This is a genomic window from Nitrospiraceae bacterium, assembly GCA_020632595.1.
In the GTDB taxonomy this organism is placed as follows: domain Bacteria; phylum Nitrospirota; class Nitrospiria; order Nitrospirales; family UBA8639; genus Nitrospira_E.
In genome coordinates this window covers 1-25,112 of record JACKFF010000001.1, presented here as the reverse complement: position 1 = coordinate 25,112, position 25,112 = coordinate 1, and the positions used below count along the sequence as shown (strand labels likewise).

At 51.1% G+C, this 25,112-nt stretch carries 20 protein-coding genes; 14 read left to right on the top strand and 6 right to left on the bottom strand.

What is annotated here, in order from left to right; genetic code table 11:
* Positions 1–28 precede the first annotated feature (28 nt).
* Positions 29–709, bottom strand: a complete 681-nt coding sequence (locus H6750_00100; protein ID MCB9772711.1) for a nucleotidyltransferase domain-containing protein — start codon at positions 707–709, stop codon at positions 29–31.
* A 24-nt stretch (positions 710–733) separates the two neighbouring features.
* Positions 734–2,029, bottom strand: coding sequence for an MgtC/SapB family protein (locus H6750_00095; GenBank protein MCB9772710.1), 1,296 nt, complete (start codon positions 2,027–2,029; stop codon positions 734–736).
* Positions 2,030–2,336: 307 nt separating this feature from the next.
* On the opposite strand from H6750_00095, the gene ggt reads away from it, so the two are divergent.
* Together ggt and H6750_00085 are read left to right on the top strand one after the other, a co-directional pair.
* The gene (gene ggt, locus H6750_00090; protein ID MCB9772709.1) at positions 2,337–4,118 is read left to right on the top strand and encodes a gamma-glutamyltransferase; all 1,782 of its coding nucleotides are present in this window, start codon (positions 2,337–2,339) and stop codon (positions 4,116–4,118) included.
* 66 nt (positions 4,119–4,184) lie between these two features.
* Positions 4,185–4,631: a CBS domain-containing protein gene (locus H6750_00085; protein MCB9772708.1), complete on the top strand. Its 447-nt coding sequence runs from the start codon at positions 4,185–4,187 to the stop codon at positions 4,629–4,631.
* Positions 4,632–4,801: 170 nt separating this feature from the next.
* Here H6750_00085 and H6750_00080 read toward each other — a convergent pair whose 3' ends face one another.
* Positions 4,802–5,803 (bottom strand): zinc-dependent alcohol dehydrogenase family protein, encoded by a 1,002-nt coding sequence (locus tag H6750_00080; GenBank protein MCB9772707.1) that lies wholly within the window; start codon positions 5,801–5,803, stop codon positions 4,802–4,804.
* A 424-nt stretch (positions 5,804–6,227) separates the two neighbouring features.
* On the opposite strand from H6750_00080, the gene mtgA reads away from it, so the two are divergent.
* The 3 genes from mtgA (at position 6,228) to H6750_00065 (ending at position 8,847) form a co-directional block, all read left to right on the top strand.
* The gene (mtgA, locus tag H6750_00075; protein ID MCB9772706.1) at positions 6,228–7,010 is read left to right on the top strand and encodes a monofunctional biosynthetic peptidoglycan transglycosylase; all 783 of its coding nucleotides are present in this window, start codon (positions 6,228–6,230) and stop codon (positions 7,008–7,010) included.
* A 241-nt stretch (positions 7,011–7,251) separates the two neighbouring features.
* A complete protein-coding gene (locus H6750_00070; protein ID MCB9772705.1) occupies positions 7,252–7,557 on the top strand; it encodes a nucleotidyltransferase family protein in 306 nt (101 codons plus the stop codon).
* A gap of 366 nt (positions 7,558–7,923) precedes the next feature.
* Positions 7,924–8,847 (top strand): DUF4365 domain-containing protein, encoded by a 924-nt coding sequence (locus H6750_00065; GenBank protein ID MCB9772704.1) that lies wholly within the window; start codon positions 7,924–7,926, stop codon positions 8,845–8,847.
* Positions 8,848–9,104: 257 nt separating this feature from the next.
* Here the strand turns inward: H6750_00065 and H6750_00060 are convergent, their stop codons facing one another.
* The gene (locus tag H6750_00060) at positions 9,105–10,829 is read right to left on the bottom strand and encodes a hypothetical protein (protein ID MCB9772703.1); all 1,725 of its coding nucleotides are present in this window, start codon (positions 10,827–10,829) and stop codon (positions 9,105–9,107) included.
* A gap of 1,216 nt (positions 10,830–12,045) precedes the next feature.
* Here H6750_00060 and H6750_00055 point away from each other — a divergent pair.
* From H6750_00055 to H6750_00035, 5 genes are all read left to right on the top strand, one after another.
* Positions 12,046–13,239 (top strand): hypothetical protein, encoded by a 1,194-nt coding sequence (locus tag H6750_00055; GenBank protein MCB9772702.1) that lies wholly within the window; start codon positions 12,046–12,048, stop codon positions 13,237–13,239.
* Between the two features lie 312 nt (positions 13,240–13,551).
* Positions 13,552–14,679 (top strand): hypothetical protein, encoded by a 1,128-nt coding sequence (locus H6750_00050; protein ID MCB9772701.1) that lies wholly within the window; start codon positions 13,552–13,554, stop codon positions 14,677–14,679.
* Positions 14,680–15,993: 1,314 nt separating this feature from the next.
* The gene (locus H6750_00045) at positions 15,994–17,025 is read left to right on the top strand and encodes an IS110 family transposase (GenBank protein ID MCB9772700.1); all 1,032 of its coding nucleotides are present in this window, start codon (positions 15,994–15,996) and stop codon (positions 17,023–17,025) included.
* 535 nt (positions 17,026–17,560) lie between these two features.
* Entirely contained in the window at positions 17,561–17,857 is a 297-nt protein-coding gene (locus H6750_00040; GenBank protein MCB9772699.1) for a hypothetical protein, read from the top strand.
* 9 nt (positions 17,858–17,866) lie between these two features.
* Positions 17,867–18,223 carry a hypothetical protein gene (locus H6750_00035; GenBank protein MCB9772698.1) on the top strand — a complete coding sequence of 119 codons (357 nt, stop codon included), beginning with the start codon at positions 17,867–17,869 and terminating at the stop codon, positions 18,221–18,223.
* 633 nt (positions 18,224–18,856) lie between these two features.
* Here H6750_00035 and H6750_00030 read toward each other — a convergent pair.
* Complete coding sequence (locus H6750_00030) at positions 18,857–20,116, bottom strand: DEAD/DEAH box helicase (protein MCB9772697.1); 1,260 nt, start codon at positions 20,114–20,116, stop codon at positions 18,857–18,859.
* A 785-nt stretch (positions 20,117–20,901) separates the two neighbouring features.
* Here H6750_00030 and H6750_00025 point away from each other — a divergent pair.
* The 4 genes from H6750_00025 to H6750_00010 are packed head-to-tail and all read left to right on the top strand — an operon-like array spanning position 20,902 to position 24,240.
* A complete protein-coding gene (locus H6750_00025; GenBank protein ID MCB9772696.1) occupies positions 20,902–22,305 on the top strand; it encodes a hypothetical protein in 1,404 nt (467 codons plus the stop codon).
* Positions 22,305–23,321 (top strand): hypothetical protein, encoded by a 1,017-nt coding sequence (locus H6750_00020; GenBank protein MCB9772695.1) that lies wholly within the window; start codon positions 22,305–22,307, stop codon positions 23,319–23,321. The genes H6750_00025 and H6750_00020 overlap by 1 nt, the downstream gene beginning before the upstream one ends.
* Before the next feature lie 17 nt (positions 23,322–23,338).
* A complete protein-coding gene (locus H6750_00015) occupies positions 23,339–23,659 on the top strand; it encodes an AbrB/MazE/SpoVT family DNA-binding domain-containing protein (protein ID MCB9772694.1) in 321 nt (106 codons plus the stop codon).
* Entirely contained in the window at positions 23,656–24,240 is a 585-nt protein-coding gene (locus tag H6750_00010; GenBank protein ID MCB9772693.1) for a hypothetical protein, read from the top strand. Before H6750_00015 ends, H6750_00010 begins: the two co-directional genes overlap by 4 nt.
* Positions 24,241–24,476: 236 nt before the next feature.
* Here the strand turns inward: H6750_00010 and H6750_00005 are convergent.
* The coding region (locus tag H6750_00005) for an efflux RND transporter permease subunit (GenBank protein MCB9772692.1) at positions 24,477–25,112 on the bottom strand (636 nt) is incomplete at its 5' end.

The window sequence follows — 25,112 nt, the reverse complement described above, 5'->3', positions numbered from 1 at the left end:
TGGCAAGGGCATGCGTTTCCCCCACAGGCTAAGGGGTCAGAAATGCCCGGCGAATGGCCACCAGAAATTCATTAATGCGTGGTAAATCGGGTTCATTCCCGCAGGCAGCAATTAATTGCTCTGCCTGTGCGGTGAGTTCTTCCCCCCAATCCATCACGTCTCCTAATCGGTATTGTCCATTTTTGATGCGAGCCAGCCGTTCTCCTGCCGATGTGTCGGTAATGCGGATGTGAAAGCTTCCTGACCTGAGCAATTCACACAGGTTGTAGAGAACCCGGATATAGGCCGCTGCATACTTTGCCGGACGTCCGTCTTTCTTATCCAGCAATTTGGTGCGTTGATTCTTGGCATAGTTGGTAAAGGCCTCAAAGGCTTTTTGGGGCGACCACAGCGCCGGCAGCAGCATGCGCAGTTGTTCTCCCCAGGCATCGGCTGTGATGACGGGGGCCACCAGCGCTTCAAGAATCAGGGGATGGCCTTGCGTCCCCAGCAGAAGAAATTGGCCGATCTCCCAAGCTGTTTCATCCCCATCATCTTTGGTCCACTGCGAGCCGGGATATTTAAATCCCAACTGAAACATCTCCTCCGTCGGAATGACATAGATCCGCCTGTAATCCCGGTCACTCTTGTCGGATGCCAAGCCATGGGCATGGGAGCCCACGAGAACTTTGAGGATCGTATGGGTGCGAGCGTTCGGCTGAAGGTGCATGAACAATTTTTCCAATTCAAATAATTAAGGGTGCGTGAAGCCAAAAACGATCAGGATAAGACTGCCGGCTGCTAAAATGGCGATCATCCCCGGCGCCACATATTTCATGAGCGGTTTTCCTCCAAACCATCCTGCTAACAGAGCCTTCACAACGGTATTCGTCATGGCAGCAAGAGTGACGGCCGTGGCGGCTGTCCAGGCCAGGAGTCCATCCTGCTGTAACCGGATGACCGACAGGGTGATGGCATCGACGTCGGTGGTGCCCGCTAACAGACTGGACGCATACAATCCTTGATCACCCAGGTAGGTTTGGGCAGCTTTCGAGATGAACAGGACTCCGGCATACAATAGACCAAATCCCAGGGCTGGACGTAATTCAAATGGATTACGATGGGAGATGTCTTGGCCATCGGACACTGTGCGTTGCGCTTTGCCATACAACATGAAACTCATGACATACCCGCAGAGGGCCATGCCTCCCAGCGGCGCGAGTAGCATCAGGAACAGATCCGGCTGAAGAAGGCTGACGATGACCAGCATCCTGGCAAACATGGTGCTGGACGCCCCCAGGATGGCCATGGCTCCCGGTAGCGCCAGACGTGGGTCCTCCCGTGTTTGATTAGCCATGCTCATGGTGACGGCGGTTGACGACACGAATCCTCCCAGGATGCCCGTTGTTGCAAGTCCTCTATTGGGTCCGATGATTCGAGTGCAGAGATACCCCAAAAAACTAATGCCCGCAACGAGGACGACCATGATGCCGGTATGGAAGGGGTTGAGGACATCTAGAGGCCCGAACGTGCGGTTGGGGAGGAGAGGCAAGACGACCAGGGCTAAAATGACAAATTTGGCCGTCGCATAGATATCATCATCGGACACCTGTTGTACCACATGATGCAGCCGTTCTTTTAACGACAGCAAGGCCATGACGACCCCTGCGCTGCCGACAATGAGGAGATACCGATGTGGAGTATCAATCGGGAGGGCAGGGAGCAAGGCAAGAACTCCTAGTAGAAACGTGATCAGAGCTGCGAGTGGGGTGATGATCCCGGGCGGATCTTTCCGACCCCATTCCTTGTCGGAGGCCACAGCCAGGAGCGCGCCAAGAATCAGGAGTGTGGCAATAATGGGCCACACGCCAAGGACCTGTGAGATAAACGCCGACATGGCTCCGGCAAGGGCGATCAAGGGAAAGGTCCGCACGCCACCGATGCCGGTTTTGCGCTCTGCGCCCAGATCCTGCTGCCGTTCCAAGCCAATCAAAGCCCCCGCGGCGAGGGCCACAAGAAAGCCAAGAATGGATTCTTCAATCGTCATCATGGTCACGTTTTATTGAAACAGGAAAATAAGGGTAAACGGTTGAGAACCATTTATGTATCAGATGTTTACCCAATACTCACTCAATATAATGTGAGAAGCAAGAAGCGGGCTCAATAGAAAATGCCTCGGGGAATAGGGGAAATGGTCCTTGGTTGGGTGAAAGGCCCGGTTTTGTTTTCAGAACTTTTCAAGGTATTCTGAGATCCGGTTTCTCTATAAATTTGAGGGTGCAAAGCAAGATGGAGGCATCTCGCCATCCCACGTGGTTTGTTGTTGTCTCGGTGAAAGGTCTCAAAGGGTATCCGGCATGATAACGTACAAGGTTTCCCACATGAAGTATACATCTCGTTGGGCACTGGCAGGCAGGGCCTCCCTGGCATGGATAGTGTGTTCATGTGTCTTGGTGGGAAGCGTTTTGGATGATGGGTTGGCGCAAGAGACGCCCCTCTTTACCCACCGGGAAATCTTTCATCCCGTCTATGCTGAACACGGAATGGTCGTCAGTCAAGAGGCCATGGCAACCCGTGTGGGTGTGGACATATTAAAAGCCGGAGGGAATGCGATTGACGCCGCGGTAGCAGTGGGATTTGCGCTGGCTGTTACGCTTCCCCAGGCTGGGAATCTCGGGGGCGGCGGGTTTATGCTGATTTACACAGCAGAAAAGCCTGTTGTTATGGCCCTCGACTATCGCGAAGTCGCTCCTGCTGCCTCATTGCCACAGATGTTTCTTGATGCGGAAGGCACAATCGACCTGTCACGCCTTCGCTACAGCCATCAATCTGTGGGCGTTCCCGGCACGGTCGCGGGTTTGGTGAAAGCGCTTGAAACATATGGCACCCTATCTCTGCAGGCCGTGCTGGCTCCGGCAATCCAACTTGCCAGGGAAGGAATCATCATCTCCTCTGATTTGGCCTCAGCGATGCAAGAGCATGCGACACAGCTTTCTCGATGGCCCTCCACTCGCCGCATTTTTTTTCAACCGGATGGGGCGAGGCACCGGTCCGGGGATCGGTTGATTCAGAACGATCTGGCGTGGTCGCTTCAACAAATTTCCGAGCAGGGTCCAGGTGCTTTTTACGACGGTCCAATCGCGGAGCGTGTGAGCGCCGAGATGCGTGTCCACGGAGGGTTGATGACCAAAAAAGACCTGGGTCGCTATCGTGCAGTCTGGCGGCAACCACTGCGGGGAACGTATCGGGGGTATGACATTGTATCGATGCCACCACCCAGTTCCGGGGGCGTTCATTTGATTCAAATGCTGAACATCCTGGAACACGAGCCACTAAAAATATTCGGCCACAATAGTGCCAGGACTATTCACTGGCTGGTTGAGAGTATGAAGCTTGCTTATGCGGACCGGAGCCGATGGCTGGGCGATCCTGAATTTGTCGAGGTGCCCGTACAGGGTTTGATCTCCAAGGCATATGCGAAACAGTTACATGCCTCCATTAATCCGCAGAAGGCTCGTCCTTCATCAGGTATTCGGCCCTCCAACCCGTTGCCTTACGAGGGGCGCGATACCACACACTTTTCGGTCATGGATAAAGACGGCAATGTCGTGTTGAACACCTATACCATCAATTTCAGCTTTGGCAGCGGCATTGTGGCTGAGGGAACCGGGATTCTGTTGAACAATGAAATGGATGATTTTGTGGCCAAACCCGGAACGCCCAATGCCTATGGCCTGATGGGATCGGCGGCCAATGCGATTGAACCAGGAAAACGCCCCCTCTCCTCAATGACCCCAACACTGGTTCTACACAAAGGACAACCGTTTCTCGCCACCGGAAGCCCGGGAGGAAGTCAAATCATTACCACGACACTTCAACTTATTTTGAATGTCATTGATCATGATATGAACCTGGCCTCTGCCACTGCGGCTCCCCGTGTTCATCATCAATGGATGCCCGACGAAGTGCGAGTGGAACGCGGATTGAGTCCGGACACGTTGACCCTTCTTGAACAATGGGGTCACACCATCGCGGTCGGGGAAACCATGGGTGGTGCTCAAAGTATTCTTAAGGGGCCGCAGGGATTTTACGGGGCATCCGATCCTCGCAAACCGGACTCTCTGGCCGCCGGGTACTAAGCTGACAATGTCAATTTGAGGGGAGTACAGTATTTATCTCAATCACCCTCAACGCAGGAGGTGGGTATGCTTGTACGTGAAGTAATGTCCACAGGAGTGTTGACGGCGTTTCCGACGGACTCGGTTCGAACTGTTGTGATCAAAATGTTGAGTCGGCATTGCGGGGCGATCCCGGTCATTGATCAACAAGAGAATCTGATCGGGTTGGTGGCGCTTCGAGACGTTATCTTACCACTTTTCCCCAATTTTGGTGACTATATCCATGACAATGTTCACAGCCGGGATTTCACCGAAATGGAGGATGGATATCCGGACGCCCTGAAAAAAAAGGTTGAGGAAGTGATGAGCCGGAATCCTTTGACCGTCTCGCCCACCACGCCGATCTTAGAGGCCGCTTCCTACATGGGTGTGAAAAATTTCCGGAGAATCCCCGTCGCCGAAAACGGCAAACTGATGGGAATGGTCAGCATCGGCGATATCAATCGCGGCCTGTTTTTTGAGCGAGGATGTTAGGAGCCTGTCGGACTTAGGAAGAATCGGCTGCAACAGTGTCTCAGCAGTCCATATTTCACCGCTTTCTTGGCCCATAGCCCTCACTATGGGCCTGCGAAATCGTCAAAATCTGGCCTCGCTCAGCCGCTGTTTCGCTTTCGATCCACTAAGTCCGACAGACTCCTAGGCCTTTACAGCACATGTAAGACTCCGGCGCCCTGGACGGTTCCGGCTTTTAATTGTTGGAGTGCCAGATTGGCTTCTTCTAATTGAAAGGGAACCGTATGGGTATGAATGGGAATGTCGGCGGCGGCCTCCAACAGGTCCAATCCATCCTGCCGGGTGTTAGCGGTGACGCTCTGGAGTGTCCGCTCCTGAAACAGATCGAGTGTATAGTCCAAGGATGGAATGGGCGTCATGTAGATGCCGGCTAAGGCAAGGGTGCCGCCTTTTTCCAAAGCCCGAAGTGCCGGAGGCACCAGTTCACCTGCCGGGGCAAACATGATCGCTGAGTGAAGAGAGTTTGGTGGCATCTCTGAGGCCGTCCCGACCCACACCGCTCCCAGTTGACGAGCCAGGGCGCGATGTTCTTCCCGTAAGGAACACACGTAGACTTCACAACCCCAATGCCGGGCGACTTGAATCGTAATATGGGCGGAGCCACCGAATCCGTACAAGCCCAGGCGCTGTCCGGGTTTCACCTGACTGCGGCGTAAGGCACGAAAGCCGATGATGCCGGCACACAATAGGGGGGCGGCCTCTTCGTCCGTAAACACGGATGGAATAGGGTAGGCGAATTGTTCAGAGACCAGTGCGTATTCGGCATACCCGCCGTGGACGTGATAACCGGTGAAGGTAGCCTGTGCGCACAGATTTTCCCGCCCGGCCTTGCAGAATTCGCAGGTCCCGCAGGTTCCCTGGAGCCAGGCGATTCCTACTCGATCACCTTCTTTGATCTGTTTGACTCCCTGTCCCACACGATCCACGATGCCGACGGTTTCATGCCCGGGAACAATAGGACGCGTAGACGGGGGGAGTTCGCCTTCGACGACGTGCAGATCAGTACGGCACACTCCGCAGACATGAACCTTGACGCGAACTTGTCCGGGACCCGGCTCAGGTTTAGGGATATCGCGAGCCCGTAAAGGACCCGTTGAGACATCGGCGTCCTGTTCGAGGATCATGGCATTCATCATGCACTCCTATGCGGTGAAAATGTAGATTATCCCATTCAGGTCTTAAGCAAACAGGTGAGGCCCATGTTCTTCATCCATCTCTATCCTCGTCATTCCGGATATGGGTGATCGGGAATTCATCTTGATCCTATTTCGGATAGATCCCGGCCAGCGATCCGGTGATGACGGCAGAGTTGTCGTTCTGAGCCAATGGCGAAGAATCTGTGCCCCGGTGGAGCCACGATATCATAAAACCCAATCCGGTCCGAGTTTTACCTTCCTCGTGTTTGTGTGAGATGGGATCGCACTATTTCGAGAAATCATTGGACAACTGTCTCGTTAAATTGATACGTACTCCGGGCAACATCGAGTTGGTTCCGTCCATCGGGGCCTCATCATATCGTATCCGTCGGGACAGGTGAAGGGCAGTCAAGAACACAGCATGAAGCGATCAAGGCCGAAAGCCGCAAAACCCCGTCGCCCCAAACCTCTCTGGAATATCGGTTCGCAGAGAAAGCCTCGTGTCCGACGATTCCGGTTGATTCGCATCATTCCATTTAAAGCGATATTTATTCTTCTCGGCCTTTATGTGTTATTTGAGATTTTCACCTTTCCGTTTCTCTCGATCGTCCGGTTGCCCACGGAGAATCCCACAGAGTCCGCGCTTATGCGGCAACGCATCGACGAAGCACACGCTCAAGGCACCACGCTGAAAATCGATTACCGATGGACGCCGCTCTCAAGCATTCCGCGTCACGTTCGTATGGCCATTCTGGTATCCGAGGATGGTACATTTTATTCTCATACCGGCGTGGATTGGCATGAGGTCCTGGAATCTATTGAGACCAATTTGGAGAAAGGACGGATAGTTCGGGGGGGCTCGACCATAACCCAGCAATTGGCCAAGAACTTATACCTCTCGACCTCCCGTGATCCGATTCGCAAAGGCAAAGAACTCCTCATCACCTGGATGTTGGAATCGACCTTGAGTAAAAAACGTATCCTGGAACTCTACCTTAATATCATTGAATGGGGACCAGGCGTGTTTGGCATTGAGGCCGCCGCCCAGCGTTATTTCCATAAGCCGGCCTCGCGGCTTTCTATGGATGAGGGCGCCCGCCTGGCAGCGGTTATTCCCAGCCCCCTTCGGCACCAACCCACGGAGGCCACATCCTACGTGGAAAAGAAAAAAGAGCTCATCCTCCGCCGGATGTCCACCCGGTGAGCGAGCTCCTCTGCTCCCTATGCCAAATGGTCAAGCGATTGTGAAATTTCGCTTAAGGAACTCACAATACATTCTTTTCCCTTTCACCTGTTTCGCAACTTGACTTATCTACTCAATTGACGAAGAATTTGGCTGTCCTATTTCGCATGTGATGGATGGCCCACCTAAGCTCCTCGGCATCGGGTTCAAGTGCGTTGACGAATCGGGACATCAAAAGCTGGATAGTTATGGAGGTAGAGGAATGAATTCTGAAATTTCAATACCCAAAGACGCCATAGCTGCATTTTGCCGTGAGCATGGTATCCAGCGGTTGGCGGTTTTCGGGTCGGCGCTCCGTGCTGATTTTCGTCCTGAAAGCGATATTGATCTGCTGGTTGAGTTTGAACCCGACCAGGTCCCTGGCCTCTTCGGGATCGCGCGCATGGAACGAGAGCTTTCAGTGCTGCTGGGCGGACGGAAGGTTGATCTTCGCACGCCTCAGGACTTGAGCCGGTATTTTCGTCAGCGAATCCTGGAAGAAGCAGAGGTCCAATATGAGGGAGGATGACCTCATCCGGTTTCGACATATGTTGGATGCCGCCCGCGAAGCCATTGAATTTGTGCGTGGCCGGACCCGCTTTGACTAAAACAGTGATCGTCAATTGGTGTTGGCTTTGGTCAAAGATATTGAAATTATTGGGGAGGCGGCCTATCAAGTGACAACGGAGGACTCCAGGTCAAACGTGGTCGTAATGGTTCGTTTCCATTCTTGAATTCCAAAGGGCTGCTTCCAATTTAGGAAGGTGAGCAGCAGGAGAGAATTTATGATTAACGTGTGGCTGATCAATTTACGGGAACAAATTGGATGGTTCTTCCCTGTGCGTGGGACCTTTTAGATTAGGAACTCGGCAACGGCCCTATTCAGCTACCCGTTATGACATTCCCCAAGAGGTCAAAAAGTCATTATTTCGAGACTGATTCCTACCGTATTCTCTTTGAAGCACTGCCGCGGAAATGGCTGTGCAGAAAAATTGACGAAAGGGATTATGGCATAGATTGTCTTATTGAGATGGTTGGTGAAAATCAGTTAGTCACGGGGCACGTTGCAGCCGTTCAGCTCAAAGCAATGGAACGGCCAAAATGGAGTGGCGGAAGCCGTCAAGACCTCACGGATTGGTTTCGCTCTCGACCTATTAAAAAGCAGACCGTGAACTATTGGATGGGACTTCAACAGCCCGTTTTCCTATGCATTGCAGAGATTTCTACGGGGAAAGTCTTTTTCGTTTCCGTGAAGCCGGCAATTCGCAGTAACTATGGTTTGTTTCGCAAAAACAAAGCATTTGCTTTCCGACTATCCCGATTATGTGATTTAACAAATCCACTAGGCCAAGACATATTCGAGCAGAGCTACTACCGAGAGCGGGGCTATGATCGTTTTATAGAGCGACTTTTTGATATCGTTGCTCATCAAGATCAATATTTTAAGTTATTCAAAAAGGCTGTTGTACCTACTAGGGAATTAACGTTTACCCCACAGGATTGGATTGTTTGCGGAAGTTTAGTACAGACCTGTTTGATAATTTTAGAGTACACGTCCTACGCTGTTGAGAGGGATCGCCTTAACCGACATATGAATTCACTTCCGAAAGTTAGCGCTCGTTCGAAGTCCAAGCAAGCTCAAATGGTTTTTGTCTCCTTACTTCGAGAGCTTTACCCCGCTTATGGGATGTGCCTTAAGGCTGCCAAAAATTATGTCACAAAACATGAGGCAGAATATTGGATTGTAGAAGAAATAAATTTTTATAGAATATGTTCGTCACTATTGAAAATGAATCTTCCCAGGTTAAATTTTCATTGATTTTTGTTTTGCACGGTTTGTCTCCCAGCCCGGAACGCCACCAGCCGACTGAGACTACAGCGTATGTGGGAAAGGAAAAAAGAGCTGATCCTCCGTCGCATGCCCACACGCTAAAGCACCTTCTCTTTTGAGGGCGATGTGAATTAAGGCTTAAAGAAATCACAATAAACCCTTTTCAACTTCACCTGTTTCTCAACCTGACTGATCTACTCAATTGCCGACTCTTACCCTCCGTTCGATCGTCAACGATATGGGGTCTATGGTGTCGTAAACTGCGTGATTTTACACCTTGGCGAATTGGGCAGGAATGGCATTCCCGCACGGAACTGCTCGGCGCATTGCTTAATTGCCAGTGCAGCATCAGCCGTCCCTTGGTCAAAGGTGATCTGCCCGGGCGTCATCCATATCGGTGATGTGGCTGAGTGGGGGTGCTTACTCTCCTGGGAAAGGGCTGTGGCCTTGATACCTAAATCAAGCGCTGTGCCATTGTTCCCGACGATGCCGGTGTTACTCACGTTGTTGACCCCCATGCGATGACAGCCGTTGCATTGATTGTCGCTGACCTCAACCTTATAGGCTTTCCACGAGGCGAAATCAGCGCCGACAAAGGAATAGGGCTCGGGGTCGCTGTTGAAGGTGACATCCCCCGCACCGGGCAGTTGGTTGGGGCCGGATATCTGGGCGAGATACGGGGATCGGATGATTGGCCCGTTGTCATGGCAACTGACACAGGGGAATTTACTGTTGACAATTTGTGACGGTGTCATCCAGAAAGCTGGATTGCCCACTCCCCTGGAAGGCGCCTTGACCTTACCATCATGGCTCAAGTGAAAGTCTTCCAGTGCTCCCTGATAAAAACAGGTTTTGCCGTTGACTTTATTGTGCTGGATGATGGCCACGTCGCCATACTGCCCTTGAGGTAGGCCCATCTTTCGGGCATGCGCCACCACATAGGCGTCTGGCGTATTGATCAGCACCCGGAAGCGGCTGCCACGATCGCATTTTCCGTTGAGCACGTTCGGACGATCACAGGTGCCGTCTGGATAGGTCGCAGTAGCCGGAGTGAGATGATCGGTTGGAACCGTTGTCCCCAAAGGGCTGTCGACATCGAAGTCGGGAACAGACACGCCGATGGCCTGATCGCATTCCTGGGCAAAGGCTGCAAGGGCATCCGTTCCTCCCGGTGTGGTGAGGAGCCCTGGCCAATTCCCGGCAACAAGGGCAGGATAGCCCAGCCCTCCCCCGGTTTGATCGTCGGCCCGATCCGCATCAACGTCGTACCGCATGTACTGATTGCCTTTAAAAAAATACACAACCGACTTCCCCTCGATCTTCATCGGCCAGGCCACCGCGCCGTCGATTCCACCTGGAAACTTGAAATTTGGCCAATTGCCCGCAATGGGCTTCGGGTAGCCCGGGTCAGCTCGATGCCTCTTCACATCAAAGCGGATATACTGATCATCCCGGAAAAAGTACGCGACGGTCCTGCCGCTCCTCGGGACAGGCCAAACCACAACGGCATCCACCCGATCTGTCCAGATCCCAGGCCACTTCAATGAGATCGGCTGTGGGTAGGCCCGGCCGGCACCATCCGCCGCATCCGCGCGATCAGCATCAACGTCATACCTCATGAACTGATTGCCTTTGAAGAAGTAGGCGACCGTCTTGATTTCTGCTCCTCCCGGAGGCGGCGCAGGCCAGAAGGCTGCCGCGTCCATGTTTTCCTCAAAAAGTCCAGGCCAGTTGTTTCGGATAGGGCGAGGGTATGCATTGCCATTGCCATCGTCACTGTCCGCCCTGTCTTGGGCGATGTCGTATCGGGCATACTCCTTTCCCTGGAAGAAATAGACCTTGCCGTTATTCCATACTACCGGCACCAGTTTTTCTGAACCGGTCAACTGAGCCCACACGTCCACTGTCCCACAGAAACTCATCGCGATGAACATTCCGCAGAGTGTTGACATGAAAATTTTACGAGACATTCTCATAGCGTGATCCCTTTCTTACCTTACTTATCCATTGCGAACGTTCCGTTCATTTACTCATTCCTAAACATCCTCTGTGTTGCTCGGATAAGCAAAACCCATTCCCCTCAAAACGGGTGTGCGAGAGAGACATTTTCGGAAACCAATTAATAGCTCGTATTGGCCATCATCTTCACATTCTTGGTGATACTGCTGCTCTCGCCTCCACATGCGTTGCGCGTATCAATGACGATACACGTCGTATCGAATCAGATACGCATGTTCTTGTGTGTGATCGCCCTCGAATTTCTAATATTCTTACGCTCAAATTTTTAATACTCATGTGAGAAATTACCTCACCTTTGGGATGAATGGGAAAATTCATGCAAGGATTTTCCTTCTACCTCGACGTCATATTTCTGAAGAACTCAAAAGGAAAATAGCATTGGGGTATTGAGTGTCACTTCGGGGAGATTGATTCAAGAAAAATCCCTTCCGTCCGGGTTAGCAATTCCCCACTCCATAAGTATTGGCCATCCATCCCGGCCGAAACATTCAAGACAGAGTTGGATATGCCTTTTCGTGCTTTGCTGGCGTTTCAGTTGTGAAAGCGCAACTGACCGATCAAGAGTACTGCGATAGCCCATGCGATGTTCATCAATGATGCTGAGTGACCGGAATCCTGAACGTGCATGCTTCAATGCCTCAGATCTCGGACGGCCGCAGGGCGAGGACAAAAGACTCAAGGAGGTTGTATTCAATGAATCCCTGATTATCTGCCAGGTAGATAAGAGAAGAATGTGAAGTGAAGATGGAGGAGGATTGATGAGCATACCAAACCTCGCGATCCTCCAGATGGTGGAAGACGTCTGACTGAACGGAAGACGAGTGAGTGAGGCGTTGGCGAGCTTAGGGGCCAACGGTCTACTGAACCCGGTGTCCAGGAATTCCTGGCTAGCCCATCATGCCCAGTCCCTGTGAATGGTAGAGGCCAGCAACCATCTCTTCCAAAATTTTCGGTATCTGATGCGATACACAGCGGTATCCATCTAGATACAGCCACTGAATATTCAATTCTCAAAAGGCATCGCTAAGGCAAATAAATCCAAGCGCTTTATTTGGAAGGGATGTGGCATAGGATCTGCTTTTGGACTTTTTACTAAAAGGCCATGGGCTTTTGTGGATACCAAATTCCAAGGGAAGGGCAGCAGATAACCAATAAAGGAGGAACCAGATGAGTACAGAAATGCTGGACTATAACCAAGGGTTTGATTTTGGCGTCGGCGTGGATGAGTCAACTGGCATACCCATGGGCATTGGGGTCAAACCAGGAGGCGTTCAACCTGTCACCCAGGCAGGCGGTCAGAACGTTTCATACAACTACAGCATGGTTGAATCGGTCGAAGACTTCTATGATGCGCTCGACGTCGATGTGAAAGCCAACGCGAGATACATGTTTGGCAGTGCTAGTGCCAAGTTCCAATTTTCGAAGTCCTTGCACGTCAACACCCAGTCCATCTACGTTGTGGGAAGCTGCACCGTGATTAACAGCTTCTTGCAGACTTTGCACCCGAGCCTCTTGTCAGACGCCGCCGCACTGCTTTCCAAGGGCCAGGCTGACCGGTTCAGAGAAGCCTATGGGGATTCCTTTGTCAGAGGGTTTCAGAACGGCGGCCAGTTCTACATCGTGATCAGCATTACCTCAAGTTCGAGGGATGTGGCCCGCAAAGTCGGCGCCGATGTGAAGGCTGGCGTCCAATTCCTAGTCGGCGGTGGATCGGTGAGTGTCAGTGTAGACAAAGTTGTCAAGCAATCTTCGTCGACCTGTGAGTTCAGTGTGGCCATGCTACAGAGCGGTGGAAAAGGCAACGAAGCCTCCCTCACACCGACCATCGAGGAAGCCACGGCTCGTTTAAAGGCCTTCCCGGACATCGTGGCTCGGAATCCGATCCCCTACAGCTGTCTGGTGGCAAGCTACAAAACACTTCCGTTGCCGGATGCGCCAAATTTTATGGATTTCAAAAAGCAAAAGCGGGTCCTCAATGAGGCGGCTCAGCTTGTGATACGGTACGACGCCGCGTTGAACGATCTTGAATTGGTGACCAATAACATCAAAGTCTATGAGCCGATTCCGGTTGGGAAGCTTGATGAATGGCGGAATACCCTGGAGAAGGATATCGATGCCCTCTATGACGCGGCATCTCTTGCTGTGGACAACCCGAGGGAGGCTCAGTTGCCGAAGGTTCACTCTGAGTCGGTGATTGCATCCATTAAGTCTCTGAAACGAAAACCGCAAAAGGCAGCACCGTTTTTCATCGCTCACTTCATAGGCAAACCGAAGCCGCAGAAAAAAGGGCACAAAGCTCTGGCCATCAGATTGGCACAGAGACAATTGCGGGCAAAGGCGGTGCACGGAAAGCACATGTGAGCGAATAGTATGAGGCAAAGGCGAACCAAAAGATTCATAGGGAAACCATGAGGGACCGACCTCTGATGAAGTGAGGAATAGCCATATTGGGTAAGAAGATTGAGCAATGTGCGTTAGTCCAGGCAAGGTGAAATGTCTCCAGGGAGGGGAATACAGCTTTTTTATAAACCTGAACTGGAGGCCCACAAATAGATGGAGCAGAACCTTGTTTGATTGTTACGTGCCCACTCAATATCCCTATTTCAACGACTGAGATAGCACGATGACTCAGGCAAACACTTTCATCGTTCTACCTGAAACGGGAGGACCATCATGTTTAGCTTAGCCAAATTTCCTGTCGATACCCGATCCACATTTCACAAAGGCGGCGTGCTCTGGCCGTTGGCGGTAAGCCAGGCGATTGATGGTGGCATCAAGGGTATCGATGACCTCACCAATCTCGTCTTTTTTATGCATCATCCCGAGCGAATGGCCGGAGATACGGGGCGCGCGCTCGATCCCAAAGAGGCCAACTTCCACCAGCTGGCCGACGAATGGACCGGTTTTCGGACCATGGTCAGTCCGATGGTCAAGGCACCTTCAGGCGGGAAGTCTTCCGGCTCGGGAAAGAGCAAGTCGCTCGCCAAGGAGGCCACTGATTTCGTCAAGGATGTCCGCAAGGGGGGCGGCGCGTCTCTCTCTGTCGCCGACCAGGCGAAACTCAAACAAATGCTCGATGGCCGGTCAGTTAGTCAGATTAAAATGATGGAATGGATTCTGGTGCTCTGGCCGTCGTTCGGCCATTCGGCGAAGATGAACAAAATGATCGAAATTGTTACCGACGTGGTTCCCCAATCGGATAAAAAGGAATCGGCCCGTGGCCGCTTCGACGAAAAAGTGGGCAGCGGGATCCACAAGCGACTATCCAAGGCTGCTAAGGCCACCGAATTCGGCCAATGTCTGAATTTTCTGGCTCACGAAGGTCTGCCGGAACTATTCTCGGACGAAAAGGGCCGGCTCGCCGATGCCCTAAAACGCTACTCAAAGGTTGCTAAGGAACGTAAAGAAAAGAAGCAAGCTCATGGTGGCGGCACGCTCTCCATCATGGCGTCCGAATTACGTCTGGAGGGCTTGGTCGGACCCATTACCGTGCTCCGTTGGACTGGCTCCGCCGACAAAGGCCACCACGCGCAGGATCCGGTATCAGTGTTCGATCGACTGTCTGATGCTGGCGACGGATGGTATTTTTTTCTGGCCAGCGCGGTGAGTTTTCACACGTTCCTAATCGCAGTTCACGTCACTTCGGGAGGCAGTTCTCGCGAGTACTTTGAAATTCAGGACGGTCAGTCTGTCCGCAAAACCCCGAGGCAGCTGAAGGACTGGTTTGACAAGGAATTTCTTCCCAACACACAGAAGGCCAGTAGCCGAATTTGGCAGGTTTATAGAGAGCCGGCAGACTGACTAAGAAAGCATATGTACAAAGCATCTCGAAGGTTTCGAAAAAGGGGGAAGGCCAAAAGATGGAAATGGTGGTAACAGAGCATCCAGGGAAGGCTGACGCAATCCTCCCATGGCGCTCTATGGAACCCATACCAGGAGAAAGCCCAAGAGGAAGAAAGGAGTTCTCCCAATAGGGCTATTACGGCAGAATCACTGCCGCCCGGCACGACGGTTTCAATCTCGAGGGGAAAAACTAAAGGATTCGTTGATTGGCCAACAGGTTTCAGGCAAACCCGGAAGGTAAAGTTCTTGCAGATCGATGGACGAGCGGATTGCTTAACGTCCGGAGCGGCGATCAAGCGAATGCGCCTCAGATGCAGGAAAACTCCGGAATCTTGCCTGATCAAGATAGTTCCCGCGAGGCGGATGAAGGAAGCTTCACCGTAAGAATTGAGATGGTCCAGAGTCTCATTAGCCGTGGTGGTAGATTCTAACAGAATTGCGGCGGTAGGGAACTCGGAAACCGTTTGGTAAGCTACTGGTTCAGTTATCGTCAGACGGAGACTAAACGCGCAACAGAGTGAAGACCGGGGGGCAAATCAATTGTTGAGAGTGGTGCCTCTCGGTGGAACATTGGCTAAAGGAGGTGGGGTTGCAGGTTCATAGTCCCGGGGTCTAAAGAAAAGTGGTTGTAAGCTTCAATGAATTTTTTTGCCGGGGGTCGGCCTGGCAGCCGAACCACTTTTGTTTCGGCAAAAGTGGTCAAAACCATTGACGCCCCGTTCGGCCTCATTTGGATGGGTCTGATGCAAATAAATGGGGGGCGGACCAACTCGCTCTGCTCAAACAAGGTCCGCCGATTCATGGGAGCATCAGACCCTGGGGCCGATCGGCAGGCGTCGGATCGGGAAGACAAAGCGGATTTTCAAATGCGATATTCTGCTGAAACATCCTTAACTCGTAGTGACATCTTACGCCTTGACATTTTTATCAATTGACCAAGAATCTTCTTCGCCACTTGTGGCTTGTTTTACGAGATGGGTGCTCAGGCAGGGAAAGCTGTGATGCCGATACTCAAGAAACCATGAGCATGTAGGTTCCTGATATTTCAAAAATCATGGCCGTCAGAAATCGCAATTGAATGGCGTCTAATATGCTTGGAATCAGATATTTCAATATGAGAGTGGATGGTCACGCTTTGGGATAGTTGAGTGAAACCGAAAGCGGATTGCATGATTGCAAGACCTGATAATCATCTAGAAGGCTCCACGCTTGGGCGGTACAGTTGGGAGATGAGTCAAGCATCTCTTCGCCTTTCCAACCCAAGGAGGAGCCATGACGAACTTATACGGCGGGATTGATCTCCATGCTAACAACACTGTGATTGTACTGGTCGATGACCAGGAACAAGTTGTGTACGAAAAGCGAATGCCCAATGACTTGCCGAACATTCTTGCTCAGCTCTGTCCTTTTCAATCCAGGATTCACGGACTCGTTGTGGAATCCACCTACAATTGGTATTGGTTGGTCGATGGCCTCATGGAGGCCGGCTACTCGGTGCACTTGGCCAACACGACGGCCATTCAACAATACGATGGGCTTAAGCATACCACTGATCACAGCGATGCGCGGTGGTTAGCCCAGCTCCTACGCTTGGGCATTCTCCCCACAGGCTACATCTATCCGAAAGAAGAGCGAGCGATCCGTGACTTGCTGCGGAAACGGAGTCAATTAGTCCGGCAGAAGACGAGCAATCTTCTCAGTATTCAAAATTTGGTCACGCGGAATACGGGCACTTCCCTCACCGGCAATCGCATTAAAACTTTGACTGTGGAGGAGGTGCCACATGTTCTGCCGACCGCCGAATTGGCCTTAGCGGTGACGAGTACCCTGACCGTGATGCGCTGCGTGGCCGACCAGATTACGGAATTAGAACGCACCATCAAGGCCCGCCTTTCCCTGCGCCCCGCCTTTCGGCAGTTACTCACCGTGGCCGGGATTGGTCAGACCTTAGCCTTGACCATCATGCTCGAAGCGGGTGAGATGCGGCGATTTCCCACGGTGGGACAATGGGCGTCCTATTGTCGTTGCGTGAACAGCACCAAACTGAGCAATGGCAAACGCAAAGGCCAGGGTAACACCAAGAATGGCAATAAGTATTTAGCGTGGGCGTTTCTTGAAGCGGCCAATTTCGCCGTGCGGTATTATCCGGACATTCAGCGCTTTTATCAGCGCAAGAAAGCGAAGACGCATGGGGTGGTGGCCATCAAGGCGGTGGCTCATAAACTCGCGCGGGCTTGCTATTACGTGCTGCGCGATCAGGTCCCATTCGAACTCAATAAGGCGTTTACGGTACAGACGGCATGACGATTGGGCAGGACGGCTGAGCTCGAATTGGGGTTGGGAGAACCACGAGATCTGATTGGACAGCCACCTGCCCTTGGTTTCTCCTCACGGAACCAGTGAGGATTCCTGAGCTGCCTCAGGCGTGAGCCAAGAAGAGGTTGGAGCCACATGGCAACCACGAGATCTGTGATCGCCTCGGATGGACATGCTTGGGTACCAACGGTTTTCTGGGGCCAACGAGTGGCCAGGGGCGGGAGCGCTTCCGCGTCTTGCCTTGATCCTGATGGGTGACTGGTGCGACTCAGAATACGAAGTCGACACCACAACCAGAGAAAACTCGGACGCAGTGAAAAGGAGTGGCTGGTGATGGTGAGGGGAAGTTGTCGGAGTCATTGAGAACGTTCAGAACCAGAGGAGATCTGTGCCCACTTGACCGGAGCCTTCTAATGGGTGACCCTAAGAACTTGGACAGGAAATCGAATTTCCCCAGCTGAAGCTGGTCCCCCTAATCATTATTAGTGAGGAGAAACGACTCATGTATCGGAGGAGGAGAACGATGCCCAGATGGGTTGTTTTTGGATTGTCTCTGACCTTATTGCTTACCGTATTGCCTAGAGAGGGGCAATCTGGCAACCTGCCCGAGGATCCCCTTGATCAGATGGTAATCGCCTTCAAGGGCAATTACTCGAAGACACAGATCAAGGAGCGTCTCGATAGAGTGATCGAACTCTACAAATTACCTAAGACGGAGGAGAACTACTCACGGGCTGGTAGCACCCTTGTTGCACTTCGTAAGGAAACAGGTCAAAAGGAAATGGACATTCTTGACTACATGATTCGATCACATGTGTAGGGTGTCAATATGGATTTTCCTTCCGCAGCTGGCCTAGCAGCTTCATTGCTCTCCGCAGGAGATTCTCATTCCCTGGGAGACAAAACAACACACGGAGTCCTAGGGGACGACATAATCGAAAGATGTCGTGCGCAAATGAGTGAATACGGTAGCACAATGGTTAAAGCGTGTGTAGACCAAGACCTCGTTGCTTTCAACGCATTATTGAAATATCCAAGTGAATCCAAAGAGCTATTTGAACGTTGTAAGGGACAAATGCTGCCCTACGGTTGGAATATGGTGAAAGGTTGTGTAGATCAAGATATTGAAGCACAGACTGCATTACAAAGTTATGCTGTTGACTACAAATCGATCGTAGCGCGTTGACAATCCCAAATGGGGTCATACGGTTGGAATATGGTTAAGGCGTGTGTCGATCAAGATATTGCAGCGGAAAAAGCTTTACGTGATTACTGAGTATTTCGTGCAGCGAACTAGCGGGTTCTCGGCCTGACTGGCCCAATTTATCCGCCTGTAGTTAGGTCTTGCAATATGATAGCGGATACCGCTGGTGGTAGTTAAGTGAAGCCGAAAGCGGATTGTTTGGCACAGGACATAATCTCAGATAGACCCCACAGATATCTTCCTACACTTTTCTTTGAATCAACGCCTGCTGTTCGGTCTTATTGGCTTACGCTCTTCAAGCATTGGCGAGCCTTGTTTGAGCCTGGCGAGTTGGCCCGCTCTCCTATTTCCTGCGTCCGCTTAATCTAAAGAGGCCGAACTGGGCGTCAATGGTTTTGGGTCCTTTTGCCGAAACAAAAGGCCTGCCCTGAGCCAAGCCGAAGGGACCTCGGCTGCCGGGCCGAAACCCGGCGATAGATACAATGGGTGGGGAGCACTCAACGTGTTATTGAGGAGGTTGGTTGAGGGGCGGTACTGGAATGTTAGGCCACCTGAGCGGGAAACGTATCCTCAGCCCACAAAAATTTTGATTGATTCCTATTCTTTAACGAACCATTAGGTCTTTTTTTTCTTCTTTTGAGGTTTTCTTTTTTTCTTGTTTTTATTTTCCTCTTCCTCCTCAATTTCTTTTAACAACTCTTCCAAACTGAGTTCCCCGCTGGGATGTGTCACCGTAAAGGCATAATCCTTTTTGGTGATTTTGACGACCTCGATCTCTTGATCTAAAAACACCTGAATCTCCTCAAGTTGTGTCTTTTCTTCTCTGCTGCAGAACGAAATCGCAATCCCCTTTTTGACGCCCCGCCCGGTTCTTCCCACACGATGCACGTAGTTTTCTGCCTTATCCGGCAGGTCATAGTTCACCACATAATGGACATCCGGAATGTCGATGCCGCGTGCGCTGACATCTGTGGCAATTAAAACCCGACAGGCACCTGTTTTAAAAGCGTTCATGACCGCTGCCCGGTCATGCTGATCCTTTTCCCCATGAATGGTCAGCGTTTCTATTCCGACACGACCCATTGCCCTGGCAACCCGTTCAGCGCGCACCCGCGTCCTGACAAACACGATCACCCGGCTCTCAGGATTATCGTTCAGGAACCGCTCCAGGAAAAACCGTTTATCATCCATTTCAACGAACATCACATAGTGAGAGACATTTTTGGAGACACGATTGTCGGGGGAGATTTGAATCCGGATAGCTGAATGCCTCACCTGAGAATAGGCCAGTTTTTTGATCTCGGCATTAATGGTTGCTGAGAAAAAGAGCGTTTGATGTTTGTGTGGCAGCTTTTTTTTGATCGCATGAATATCACCAATAAATCCGAGATCGAGCATGTGATCAGCTTCATCCAACACAAGGGTTTGGACCCGGTTCAGCCGAACATACCCCTGACTGATCAGGTCAAACAGTCGACCGGGTGTCGCAATGAGTACATCGATGCCATTCTGAAGTGTTTGTATCTGCGGGTTCTGCTCCACGCCCCCATACATGGCAAACGCCTTGACCTTGGTCTGCTTAGAAAGCTGGGCAAAGACTTCTCCAATCTGCATCGCCAGTTCGTGCGTGGGCACCATGACAATACATTGGATCCCCTCGGAGCGCTGACTCCTTTTCCATTGGTCAATCTGATTGATGATCGGGATGGCAAATGCTGCCGTTTTCCCTGTTCCTGTTTGGGCGATGGCCAGAACATCTTCCCCCGCCATGATCGAGGGCATGGCTTTAAATTGGATGTCCGTGGTTTTTACAAACCCGAGTCGGGACAGGTTGTTTTTTAAAGCATCTGAAATGGGATATTTTGCAAATTTCATAGTGTTTCAATTCCTCTTTTTTTCATCAAATCCGGCACAACAGGGGTGGATTATTCTGGGAATGCTGAAAATGCCGCCAGCGGCGTTTTCGCCATTTTGTCGTGCTCACCTACTAAAAGTACGCTCCGTGTCCCAAAACGGCCGCGGCCTTTCCTTCGGCATGACTCGGAACAGGCCTGAACGACTGTTCTAATCATTCCCGTCGACCATTAATATCGAATCCCTGTTGGGTGATTACGGGCGTTTTTTTTGAAATATTCAACAGAAACCTTTTGATTTCGGACTGTGCCACAGTCTACTCGGAAATGATCAGACAGGCAAAAAACATCAGGGCGAAGAAATGTGCTTGGGGTCATGTTTGGGGTCAGCTTGCCATGCGCCATCGGACTGGTCCGCCTGAGGATAGTTGAGTGAAGCCCAAAGGAGATTTCGTCATATACGGCGAAAACTCCACAGATTTTTCCCTACACTTTCCTTCAAATCGGCCCATGGGCTGCAGGGCCGAAACCTGGCATTGAAAAACCATTCAAGTACTTTTCAGTTAGGGCCTGGAGCCAGAAGTAGGACAGCGAATTCTTCCGCAATGCAAGAGATGAGTGAAGGCGAAAGAGGGGGCAAGCTCGCAAGGACAGACCTCAAAAAACAATAAAAAACCTTTCCATATCCGCTATTCCATTGTTCCATTTTTTAGGCCAAAAGCTTGACTAATTCCGTCAATTGACTAAAAATCGCCCTAGTCTATATCAGTCTGGTGTATGAGCGTTGGAGCGAGCAGGAGGGTGGTTTTGCCGATCCGCACAGAAAGCCCGATGACAGGCGAAAACCCTATGATTACTGTGATATTCAATCCTGGCAAACCGCCTATTGATATTGAGGTAAACGTTCGATCGGTGGTTCGGCCACCAACATGGCGTAGGGAACCGTACACACTGTCTTATATGCTGGTGAACCGCGAGGTCAATGCCGAGGAGTTGATTGTTTTGCTCCGTTGGGCGGTGGCTTTGAAAATGCCCAATCCCAGGGTAATCACTCCGGAGCTAGTACAATGGTCATCATTATTCCACCCACGCTTTTTTATTTCGGTCAATACGGATTGTCCAACATTAGTTGAACCGTTGGAATGGAAAGATGCCAGTTTACCTACCGGGTTCCATGCTCTATCACGGCTTTGGCTGCAGTCAGTATTATTCTTGTCAGGGGTAACACTTTCGGCCGCCATCGTCCAGCATCGCTTTTCTTCAGGAACAATAGGAAGCAAGCTTGATCGACTTTGGGATGCTGGAACCTTATCTGCCTCCGGGGCGGCGATGGAGTTGACACCACTGGGATTGCACGATCGGGTTTCCACCCTGGCGGTGGATAGTTCTAACGACGTGACGCGGCTTTTTGCTCTACGTGCGGTTTTCATGGAGGCTTGGAGGCTTATCGCACCCCAGACGGGAATCGTGGAAGTCATGCGAAAGTCTTGTCTGTCATCATATACCGATGGGAGGTTTGAATTCATAGAAGGATTGCGGCAAAAACTTGGCCACAGGCTTAAGGCAGTTGTGGTGTATGGATCAAGTGTCTTAAGTAATCAATTTGCGGATATTGATGCCGTGGTTATTGTGGACAACCCGGAATCGGCGCTCTTACAGCTCGCAGGAACATCCCCGACCTGGCAAGGTAAAGAATTGAACCTCGGGGTCTATTCTCCGTCTGAGTTCTTGGTGATGCAGCGTCTTTCGGGTGACAACCTTTTAGATTATGGAGTATGTATCTGGGGTGAAGTTGAGGTAATTAGAAAGCCGGTTCCAGAATTGTTGGCCCGCAATTTTAGTTTCGGCGTCGTTCGTCAACGGCAGCAATTTGGCATGCTGAGTCGTGAAATGGCTACCGCAGAAATAATTGGTCCCGATCGACGAAACCTGTATGAATATTTCGTCAAGATTCCAGCTAATGTTGCGAAGGGGACGTTCGGCGCGGTTGGCAAGCGGTTGCCAAAAGAGCAAATACACGATTGGCTCCTTTCTACGATCGGATTCAATACACCGGAATCACAAAAACAAGTAATGTCCGGAAACGAATTAGGTGGACTAGCCTCATCAGCACTGGCAACCGGCCGCGCATTATTGGCATTAAATACCGATCTCGGCGTGGTTCAAACTTATGAGTTTATCAATAATGAGGAAAGGAGGCTTGTTGATTGATGGCAGCAGTGGGCTCAGAAGAGGTTGAATATTTGCTTGATCTATGCCAGGACCTTGATCTACATGTCAAAACTCAAATGTCCTCAAAGCTTGATGGCCGAATTGTTCTTTCCGGCCCATTCGGGGAGACAATTCTTGTTGAGCCGGGAGATTCAAATGCCAGTCTTATCGAGCAGGTATTGGCACAAATAGATGTTGAGTTCGAGAAGTTACCATTGTTGGTGCGTGGGGATAGTAAGGAGATCCGACTGCTCACTCCACGGATAGCACTCGCAAAGCTCCTACCCACGGTCTACTCCTATACATATAACCGTTACGGCGTAGCTCCCCGCACTGATGAAGTTCGTACGCAATTCTCCGCGGAAATTTTTCGCAAGATGGCTGAAGAACCCGGGCCATATCACCTTGGTTCGGCATTTCTGGGACTCGTTAAAACAACGAGTGGATATCTTCTTGCGGAACAAGTGGTAGACGTATGTAATCTTGAGGTGCGTGTCAAACGATTTCATATTGGATCACCATTGCATCGGTATTTATATGCCGATCGTCATCCCACCCGGAAGAGTGGCTTACCTCTACAGCGCTGGACCCGTTTTCAAGAACCGGTGGTGTGCTTTGATTGGCGACATCCACTCCATGATGAAGATGGGAATCGTCTTGCTGATGAGCCGTTACCGGATGATTATGCGGCACTGTGGTTTGACGATCTTGCCGCTGCCAAGAGACTTGCACGAAGTGCGTTTTTATGGATTGAGAAAAGATTTGCCCGGGCTGGCTTGCAGCTCGTCGATATTTGTTTTTTTATCGATCGCACCGGGACCGTACTGTATGGAGAGATTAGCCCGGATTGCATGCGTGTGCGAAGTAGTGCATCCGCGAATGCAGAGGCGTTCGATAAGGATCTGTGGAGATCCGGAGGGACTCCTGAAGATATTTTAGCCGGGTATTGGCGGCTTTACGAATTAGTATTCGGTAAGGCTGCCATACCTTCAAAGAAACCTCAAATCAGCTTTTAACCAAAGGAGACAAAGCCATGGCTCAAAAATCTAAGCCAATGATTGTGAAAAATCGTCGACTCAAAATGTCACCGGGCGGAATCATCACTCTTCCTGTCTCAGCGCGCAAGGCTTTAAAAATGGAAAAAGGACAGGGGTGTCGAGTGACTGTTGCTGTGGAAAACAATGCGGTAATTTTGGCTCCAACCAACAAAACCGGTGGATTCCGGGTATCCCCAAAAGGGCAGCTAGAACTACGGGGTGAGGCACAATCGACGCTTACGGCAGGTGTGGGCCGTCACTACTGGATGGAATGTAATGACGGGTCCGGTGTCCTGAAATTAAATCCATTCAAATGAGAGAGCGGCTTATTATTGCGCTTGATGGCCATGATGGTGCTGGAAAGAGTACCCTTGCGGCTGCGCTTGCCACTCGTCTCGGTGGTATGGCTGTACGCCCTTTTTCCGGGTCTATTGGTACCGAACTGCTGAGAGTCGGTGCGAACAGGGATGTTGTCGAGCTTGTGAAGATCGGGAGCACTGCAATTGAGAATGCAGTTTCCTCAGTGCCTGGCAACATTCCAATTGTTCTTGATCGTGGCTGGATGACCGTAGCCTCATTTGTTCCGGAATCTGCAGAATTTTGTTCACAATGGAATACCTGGATCCCGACAGTACTTTGCTGGGCGGAATTAAATATCACACAAGCTCGGTTAGCGATCCGGGGGGACGAACATTCTGAAACTCTGGAGTGGCATGAGTACTATCTTGCCGTTTATCTGGATCTGGCCAAGCGCTCGGGGAGCCCGATTCTTCGCACCGACCTAATGGATCATGAATCATGCATCAAGCAACTCGTAACGTGGGTCATGGAGGGTCGGGTAGTGTCCAATCTCAATCCGGACACGATCGGCCTAGGTTCTAAAAAACCACCAAAGTAACACACGACTTTCTGTTTGAGCACTCCAATCCCGGAGGGTCTCCTCTAAACGGCTAAAACATTAAGAACTGGGGAGTGGTTGTTGGATGTGGAGGCTACGTGAACACGGTAAAACATGAACAATGGTTACTGAAAATTAGGCATAGTTCTTGAATCACGAAAGCTTTCCCTTGTTTTTGCCATTTGTATATATGCTGATGTGGAGAGTGCTTTTTAGTTATGTAAATAGCCCCTCTCTTACTCGGAAGCGATGGCTTCGGGTTCATTCGAAACCTTTTCCGGGGAAGGCGATTTGACCGTAACGGTGAACAGGCCCAACACATCCTCCGCGACCAGATAGAGACAGGGAATGAGCACGAGCATGATAGCGGTGGTAAAGAGAATTCCAAATCCCAATGAAATGGCCATGGGAATCATAAACCGTGCCTGACGGGACGTTTCGAAAATCATGGGACCCAACCCCCCGAAGGTGGGGAGGGTGGTTAATTGAATGGGCCGGAACCGGCGGATGCCGGCCTGGCAGATGGCCTCAAACGCATGATGTCCTTCCCGCCGCCTGGTATTGGCATAGTCAATCATGATTAAGGAGTCATTGAAAACACGGAATTTCAGATTGTGATTCAAGATAGCGGTCCGGGAATTCCGGAGAAGGATTTTGAACGGGTTTTTCAGCCGTTTGTGCGGCTGGAGGAATCCCGCAATAAACAAACAGGAGGCATCGGCCTCGGCATGGCCATCGCCCGATCCATCGTTCGCAATCATGGTGGAGACATCAGCTTGGCCAACCTCCCGGGCGGTGGATTGACGGTGACGATCCATCTTCCGGCATCGCCCCTTTCCCAAGCCGCCGATCAAATCTACGCCTAAGCTTGC